8 protein-coding genes are annotated in these 7431 nt (G+C 59.8%); 4 read left to right on the top strand and 4 right to left on the bottom strand.

The features are described from left to right. Positions 1 to 99 precede the first annotated feature (99 nt). Entirely contained in the window at positions 100 to 555 is a 456-nt protein-coding gene (locus FNH05_RS27330; RefSeq protein ID WP_144591649.1) for a hypothetical protein, read from the bottom strand. Positions 556 to 702: 147 nt separating this feature from the next. On the opposite strand from FNH05_RS27330, the gene FNH05_RS27335 reads away from it, so the two are divergent. The 3 genes from FNH05_RS27335 to FNH05_RS27345 all read left to right on the top strand — a co-directional run bounded on the left by FNH05_RS27335 (position 703) and on the right by FNH05_RS27345 (position 2998). Further along, positions 703 to 1530: a hypothetical protein gene (locus tag FNH05_RS27335; RefSeq protein ID WP_144591651.1), complete on the top strand. Its 828-nt coding sequence runs from the start codon at positions 703 to 705 to the stop codon at positions 1528 to 1530. 4 nt (positions 1531 to 1534) lie between these two features. Further along, the gene (locus FNH05_RS27340; RefSeq protein WP_144591652.1) at positions 1535 to 2326 is read left to right on the top strand and encodes a hypothetical protein; all 792 of its coding nucleotides are present in this window, start codon (positions 1535 to 1537) and stop codon (positions 2324 to 2326) included. Positions 2327 to 2614: 288 nt separating this feature from the next. Beyond that, complete coding sequence (locus tag FNH05_RS27345; RefSeq protein ID WP_144591654.1) at positions 2615 to 2998, top strand: phosphotransferase; 384 nt, start codon at positions 2615 to 2617, stop codon at positions 2996 to 2998. A 48-nt stretch (positions 2999 to 3046) separates the two neighbouring features. Here the strand turns inward: FNH05_RS27345 and FNH05_RS27350 are convergent, their stop codons facing one another. From FNH05_RS27350 to FNH05_RS27360, 3 genes are read right to left on the bottom strand one after another with little or no spacing between them, the layout of a single operon-like run. After that, positions 3047 to 4792, bottom strand: a complete 1746-nt coding sequence (locus tag FNH05_RS27350; RefSeq protein WP_144591656.1) for an ABC-three component system protein — start codon at positions 4790 to 4792, stop codon at positions 3047 to 3049. Beyond that, positions 4770 to 5036 carry an ABC-three component system middle component 6 gene (locus FNH05_RS40105; protein WP_144591658.1) on the bottom strand — a complete coding sequence of 89 codons (267 nt, stop codon included), beginning with the start codon at positions 5034 to 5036 and terminating at the stop codon, positions 4770 to 4772. The genes FNH05_RS27350 and FNH05_RS40105 overlap by 23 nt, the downstream gene beginning before the upstream one ends. Then, positions 5033 to 5983, bottom strand: a complete 951-nt coding sequence (locus FNH05_RS27360) for an ABC-three component system protein (RefSeq protein WP_144591660.1) — start codon at positions 5981 to 5983, stop codon at positions 5033 to 5035. The genes FNH05_RS40105 and FNH05_RS27360 overlap by 4 nt, the downstream gene beginning before the upstream one ends. A 351-nt stretch (positions 5984 to 6334) precedes the next feature. Between FNH05_RS27360 and FNH05_RS27365 the strand changes: the two genes are divergently transcribed. Continuing rightward, positions 6335 to 6625 carry a DUF6959 family protein gene (locus FNH05_RS27365; protein WP_144591662.1) on the top strand — a complete coding sequence of 97 codons (291 nt, stop codon included), beginning with the start codon at positions 6335 to 6337 and terminating at the stop codon, positions 6623 to 6625. Positions 6626 to 7431 lie beyond the last annotated feature (806 nt).

Below are 7431 nucleotides of genomic sequence, written 5' to 3' on the forward strand. Positions count from 1 at the left end.
CACGTACCCCACGTACTCCTCTGGTGGAGCAGGGCGGCCGTGTTCGGCCTTGCGTAAGGTCATCGTCTTTCCTGCCTTGTCGGAATCGGGCGAACGCCGCTACGCCGCCTGCTGCTCCCCTGCCGCGCCCTTGCCCCGGGCACCCGGCCGCTGCCCAGCGCTCCCGGGTTCGGCGAAGCCGGTAGCCCGGAAGACGTAGGACTGGTACTTGAACTCACCGTTGCCCGCGATCTTCGGTTGGGCCGTCAGATCGGTGAGCCCCACAATCGGCCGCATGTCCACCATCGGCGAGAACCGCTCCGTGGTGGGCACCGGCTGATGCTTGGACAGCAGGTAGAGGTCGAACGAAGCACGCTTGGCGTTGGGCTGGTCCGGGTCGGTCACGGTGACCTTCCAGACCGGCAACCCGGTGGCCTCGTCAATGCGCTGCTTCGCGGGCACGTTGCGGTTCTGCTGGAACTCGGTGTCCGGCGCGACCTCCCCCACCATCACCAGGCCCTGCGGAAACGCCTGGTCGAACGGCACCGGGAACCGGAACCCCTTCTCGATCGCCATCGGTCTTTCCCCTCATCTCGGAGCCCCACGCGGGCTGTTTACCCCCCTAAACACTTCACGCGCAGCTCTCGTCGTCTGTACAGGGGGGCTAAACAACAAGGTACGGAGCAAGACAGGACCTGTCAAGGGGGTCTAAACTCCCGTGTCGTGACCAGTTCGGAGGAGTTCGAGAGCGTCCGCCGCGACCCCGACCCGATACGGCGAGGACAGCGCGCGACCGAGTTGCTCACCATCTACCAGCAACGCGCCACCGAACTGGCCCGTCTCCGCAAGGCCGCCATCGAGGAAGCACACCGCGACCGGGGGATGAGCTACACCGAGATCGCCGCGGCACTCGGCATCACGAAGGGCCGCATCACCCAGATTCGCAGCACCGCGCCAGGCATCGAGCGAGCGTTCTTCGGTGTAGGCCCGGTCAGCATCGGCGTGCCCTACCGGTACCGGACCACCGACCGCGAACGCCCCTTGATCGCCGCCGAGGACGCCCAGACTGGCGACCAACTCGAAACCCTCGTCAGCGCCCTGGCCCTCTCGGTCAGCCGCTACCAGATCGAGCCCGACCGAGGAGACCCGCCGGCGGGGGACAGCATCGTGGTCTGCGGTCCGAAATCCGCCCCGATCGGCGCCGCCCTGCTCGCTCGAGACCCCGCGCTGCACATGGTCGAGGACCACGGCCGCTGGTGGATCGAACGCCACGCCGACGGCGAACGGTTCGGCTCCCCCTCCGACGAGGCACAGCCGCAGTCCGCGGACGTCGCCTACGTTGCGCGGCACAAGGTCGACGGCCGTGTGATCGTCCACATCGCGGGTATCCACGGCATCGGATCACTCGGCGCGACCCACTACCTGACCGGGCACCTGGCTGAGGTGTTCCGCAAAGTCGGAGACAAGCCGATGTCCCTCGTGGTGCGCGCCAGCTACGACGGACTGACCATCACCCAGAGCGAACTCGCCGCAGGACCCTACACCTGGTGAATCCATGAAGGTCGAAACCGCCCAGCTCCCGCCCTTCGAGGACAGCGACGACAAGATCTTCGTCACCCCCAACGCCGTGATCATGCTCGACGGAGCCTCCGCCTTCATGCCCGTCCCCGTCCCGGCCGCCACCTACGCCGAACACCTCGGCAGACACATCGCCCACACCCTCACCACGGCACCCGAGGCCGATCTCGTCGAGGCCCTGGCCGAGGCCATCAAAGCCATCGCAGACCAGCTCGACCTCACACCCGGCCGGTCACCGTCCAGCACCGTCACCATTGCCCGTGAACGAGACGAGCACCTTGACCTGCTGATACTCGGCGACAACGTCGTGGTCCTTCCTGACCAGAGCATTACCGACGACCGGATAGACCGGCTCGACCTGGAGCCCGCCCGCCGCTACCGGGAACGCCTCACAACCGGGTGTGGCTTCGACAACGAGCACCGTCGGCTGGTGCGCGAGCTTCAGCGACAGCAGGCCGAGCACCGCAACCAGCCCGGCGGGTACTGGATCGCCGAGGCCAATCCCAACGCGGCCCGCCAGGCACTCACCTTGACGCGACGAATCTGCAAAACACCCTGGGCAGTCCTGGCTACCGATGGCGCCTACAACACCCTCAACCACCTACGACTCGCCCCCCTGCCAATCGGCGCACGGACGATCAGCCCACCGCTCGACGAACTGCTTACCCAGTGCCAACGATGGGAAAGCGAGCACGACCCAGAGGCACGCAAGCTTCCCCGGGCAAAGCGCCACGACGACAAAAGCCTCACCCGGATACAGATTGAGTAGCGAACTGCTGACACGCAACGCGCTTCGTGAGCCCCGTGTTCAAAGGTCCTTTGCATGTTCAAGGCGGCCTCGGTGGGGCCGCTGATCCGGCGCATAGTCTCGGCGAGGGCATGCTCTTCTTCCCCTTGCGACGGCTGCGGGATCGCCCGGCCTGTGTCGAACCGTCGCGCGGGACCGGCACCAGCCGCACGCCCGCGCCTGGCGTTCGACAGGGAGAAGAACACATGCGCATAGCTAGACTCATAGACCGCGCTCGACCTGGTCAAACTCACCGCCCCCATACGCGCAATGGTCAGCGTTCCACCACCAAGCGATGAACTACCGAGTATCGTCGACTGGCTCCGAGACCGCTTAGCCGACGACCACCCCACCGACCTCCCACCCGGCGCAGCCACAGCACCCCGCGCGGAACGTACCCACGCCCTCCACATACTCGATCAGTTGACGGCGGACTTCCGCCCGGGGCTTTGCCATGGAGACGCCTCACCCTGGAATATCCTGGCGAGCACCAACGGTGAATGGAGACTCATCGACCCCCGCGGGATGTACGGCGAGCCCGAATACGACGCCGCCGTCTTGGCAATGAAGATTGAAGTCGAAAATTCCGCCAGCCATGCCACCATGCGTGTCGCCAAGGCCGGCCAACTCGATAACGCACGTATTCATGCCTGAGAAATAGCTGGAAAGGCGGCGCGAGTCTGATAGGAACGACTGAGATCGCTAACCGAATCTGAAACCAAACAGTCCGCCATCTTCATAAGCATCCGTGAGGCGAGGCGGTATCACAGAATACTGCAAGCGAGCGCCCGCAGTCTCAGCCTTCGCTAAGTCGTCAGAATTGATTGTGGCAATGTACTGCATACCTTCTGTGTCTGCGACTTCACTGGCGAGTTCGAGTGCCCGCGCTACCTGCCGCTCATCGACCCCGTCGAATAAATGACTATCGTGAACCAGAAAATCTGGTCCACGGTCCGCGCGATGTGCCGTAACGGCAACGGTTAGGTCGAAGCAAAACATCACCATGTTGCCGATTCCGCGGCTGTCCTTACTTGCGATATGAGGAAGAAGCTTTAGATAAGACGCAGTGGGTTCAATTGCAAGGTAGGCTGACCTATCCGAGCCGTACAATCGAAGAGCATACTCCCGAAAGCGAACACTTATCTCATCAATAATTCGATCTCGTTCGACTAGATCGGCTCGCATCTGGTTTTCGACCTGGGCCCGTTCGGCCTTAATCTCCGCGCCGCTCGCTTCAAGGGTCTGTGCTGCCTCGAAACGATTGCGCAGTGACTCCAGTAGCGCGCGTTCATGGGCCAATGCTTGTTGAAGAGCTGTAAGCGCATCCAGCGCCCCACCCTCGTTAAGGGTTCGTAGCAGCCTAGATTGCTCCTCTCCGAGTTGAACTCGTTCAGCTTCACGCCCAGCCAAACGTTCCCTAACTGCCGACGCTTCTGTCTCCAAATAATTACGACGATTTCTTACCACGGAGGCGTGAAAATCACGCACTTCATCGTATCTGCGCGTCACCGATTCGGGAAGGCTGACCCCCAAGTCCGCATAAACACGTTCCAAATAGTCGATATCTGGATCGCTAACGTCTTGCATTGCGGCTTCGAGGTCGATTAGATTGCGTCGATCAACTACGTCCTCGTTGCGCATGTGGCGGATTCGTTGATCAATCTCATCGGCGCGCGTTTGAAGACGCTCATATTCCGGAACTACCCGAAACGATGACACCTGATTTTCGAGTTCGTTCACGCGCTGTTGCACATCGCTAATCTGGCCACGAAGCTCGCTTGACCGGCCCACAATTTTGCCCCACACGGGATCTTTCGTCGCAGCCGAAAGCTGGCGCCTGGTCGATTCCCGTGTGGCTAGTTCTCGATACTTACTCGCAAGCTGCCAGTCGAGGCCGAGCAGGTATGCCAGGTTAGCCCCTGCTTCGGCGAGGGTCTGTTGCGGCCAGGTTCGAATAGGCTCGTTGAATGCGTTTGATCCAACCCTCCTCATGAAAAGAGAAAGCATGGATCGTGCGCTTATACCCCGCCGTTCATTTGGAATCGAAAACAGATCCCGTTCGATGAGCTGCTGCCATTCCGTAAGTGCAACTCGACGACGACCTTCTGGGGCCAATCTACTTCCGGTAATGTCCGGGTAAAGATAGATATCATTGGGCTTTTCAAGGGAACGCCGGACCTGCAATGACTGACCGCTCAAAGTTGGCCAATCAAGATCTAGTTGAAAATCAATGTGTCGCAGTTCTTCTTTGCCCAGAAACGACTTTCGTCGCTCAAACTTTGCCCCAAGAAGGAAGTGTAATACCTCAATCAACCCGGACTTTCCGGCGCCGTTTCTTGTATCAGTCTCGGTGGACTCTTTCGTGGTGTCTGCCACCACAAGATTTAAACCCTCATGAAAATCGACACTTTTAAACCTCTCGTCACTAGCTCGCAGGTGTCGAAACATCTGCTCTCCTTATCACGAGAAGTTCGTCTTCGAGGTAGACGAGGTCCATAGAAAATAGTACATCTAAGGCCAATGCAAACCACCAAAACGGTATAGGAGCCCGGTGGTTATGCGTAGCTCTCCATGTCAGCAGGCGGTTCCAAGCTTGGCTAATAGTGACGGGAGTATCTATTGCCTGAACAAGCTGAGCACCTATTGACAGCAATGCACGTTGAGGAGCTATCCCCTTCGTTGGAGTGATCACGCCGGCTCCCTCGCTAGGTCATGTTCGCTTTCCCAGCCGAGTGGAGGATTTTCAAATATGTCGCAAGTCTGGAAAAAATAAGCAAGAACTGCGGTCACGGCACGACGGCGGTGTGGTGGAACGGCAGCGTTACCCAGGACATACAGTTCTAGCTGCCACATGATTTCATCAGGATCATCAAATGTCGTACAAAGTCGCAGGTATTCTTCGTGAAATCCTGCCGCCACTTCATCGCGTTCAGTGATATCGATCCGATTTGCGTAATACTCCTCGATATCACTGCTCCGAACCATCATGCGCCTTAGTTCGTACTTCGTATCCTCGCTGAACTTGTTGAAATCTAGCTTTTTCAACGAAACTTTGCCGAGATCACTCGAAGTATCAGCCGAAACCCGTTGCAATCGCAGGTGGTCTAAGAGTGGCTCAAGCTCCTCAAGCGGGAAACTGTACGTCATTTCCTTCGCTGGTAGCTCGGTCCCCAGAAGATCTTCGACTTCGTCAAGGTCAAGCCTGCACGCTTCGTTCCGAAAGTGTTTTTGGCCGAACTGTTCGAACTTTAAGTCGTTGTTTTTGTTTCTGGCATCTGCAAGACATTTCGTCACTGTCGGATGCATTCCGCGCTGGTCGCTGTGAACGAAGACAAAGGTGTCAAATTGACCTTTTCTCTTCCGTAAGGCCTTTGCGAAATCGTCTTCGAATTTCTTAATCAGCTTTCTCGTGCTAAATACTTCGGGTGCATAGCACGCGTAAAGTTTGTTGCCATGCAACAACAAACCATCGCTACCTTCGTCGCCTAGGCTTCCTGCTGTACGCACATCTAGGAAACTCGGGTAGCGATAGCACATCAGCTCATGGAAGAACTCTTCAAACGCGTTCGTGTGCAAGTCTGCCAGTTTGACCTTCATGAGGAACCGGACAGCGAGTCGCTCCATGAAGTCCAGACTCACTCGATCCCCCATCTCCAGACGCCGAACGACTACATCCCCAACATATCGAACCGTCGGCAGTCGCGGTAGCCCATGGTAGTCAATCGCAGGCAACGAGCGACACCAACGACGGACACGAGTGCCGAATCGCGTCGAGTGGGCCATGTTATGCCGACTACCTCGATCCCACCGGTCCCCTCAGTTCGTTCAGCATATTGCCGAACTTGGCTGTATGGGATCAAGGGCGGCGCGCGAGCGCGCCGCCGCCGTAGGGCCGCTCGACCTGCCGCTCCGCTCCGGCCGGCGGCCCCGGCGCACGCGAGCGGCCAACCCCAGACCGGCCAGCATGTCCGCCGCGGTGACAATCTGCCGATGGAGCGCATCGAGGTCGACCTCTTCACCGACCAAGGCAACTGTGCCATCGTCCGCCTGCCTGCACGGCAGTTCCCAGGGGTCTTGGTCCAGGGCGACAGCTTGTCGATCCTCGAGGCCGACGCTCGGCAGCTCGCAAACCGCCTCGCTGCCCTCGACGACACGCTCCTCGACCACGAGCTCATTGACCAAGCCCAGGACCTGGCCGACGAGCTGAGCGGACTGCTCAAGCACTACGAAACGACGCTGCAACGGCACGGCATCCCCCTGCCCTACAACCCGCGAGGCTAACCCGGGGCTCTGCCCCGGACCCCGGCACCGCTTCGGAGATCAGGGAGGGGCACGTCCGGTGACCTCCTCACGGCGCGCCCAAGGGCAGCCAGACCGGGCGGCACCGGTCAAGGGCGCTTCGCGGCCTCCGGCAAACCCTTGACCGGCACCACCCGGCCCGGCAGGGATGAACCCGCGCCGCGAGGAGATCACCTCAGCCCCAGCTCACTGGGGCAAGCCCCAGCAACATCCCAACAACATGCCCCGGTCAACCACGGTCAACAGAGGTACCCAGCGCACACCCTCAACCGCAGGTCAGCGGTGGTTTCCTGGCACATCACCCTGGTTCCCAAGCTGAGAACGGCGGACTGATTCCGATGATGCGCTAAAGTTGACCTTGTTGGTGGGTTGAGCCCGGCGCATTGCTGGAGTTCGGCGCTGCTCGCTATCGCGTTGATCCTGAACACCGCTTCCAACCTCAATCTCCACAGGCTTGTGAGGAAGGTGGCCAAGCGGATGAAGAAGATCATCAAGAAGTGCGCGGCCTTGGTACCTGCTGCGATGAACTGGGGTGTTCTACACCTGCTCATGGCAGCGTCGAGCTGAGCCCACCAACCCGATCAAAGTCAAGATCATCTCCCCGGTTTTCCCCCGCAAAACGATGACAAGCACCCAGATCCAGTCACGTGCGTCCGGCGTTTGCAATCGCTATTCCGCGAGGTAGTGCGCGCTGTCGGCGGCCAACGGCAGGCGACCACCGAGACGGCCAACTACTCCATAGGTTCCGGGTTCGAGCCCCGGGCGGCCCACCAACTTGGTCATTGGGC

Origin of the sequence: Amycolatopsis rhizosphaerae (genome assembly GCF_007713715.1) — a bacterium.
Taxonomy (GTDB): domain Bacteria; phylum Actinomycetota; class Actinomycetes; order Mycobacteriales; family Pseudonocardiaceae; genus Amycolatopsis_E; species Amycolatopsis_E rhizosphaerae.

Excerpts from the sequence above, each read along its gene's own strand:
- FNH05_RS27330 (WP_144591649.1), bottom strand. The coding sequence starts at position 555 with ATGGCGATCGAGAAGGGGTTCCGGTTCCCGGTGCCGTTCGACCAGGCG.
- FNH05_RS27365 (WP_144591662.1), top strand. The coding sequence starts at position 6,335 with ATGGAGCGCATCGAGGTCGACCTCTTCACCGACCAAGGCAACTGTGCC.
- FNH05_RS27340 (WP_144591652.1), top strand. The coding sequence starts at position 1,535 with ATGAAGGTCGAAACCGCCCAGCTCCCGCCCTTCGAGGACAGCGACGAC.
- FNH05_RS27350 (WP_144591656.1), bottom strand. The coding sequence starts at position 4,792 with ATGTTTCGACACCTGCGAGCTAGTGACGAGAGGTTTAAAAGTGTCGAT.
- FNH05_RS27345 (WP_144591654.1), top strand. The coding sequence starts at position 2,615 with ATGGTCAGCGTTCCACCACCAAGCGATGAACTACCGAGTATCGTCGAC.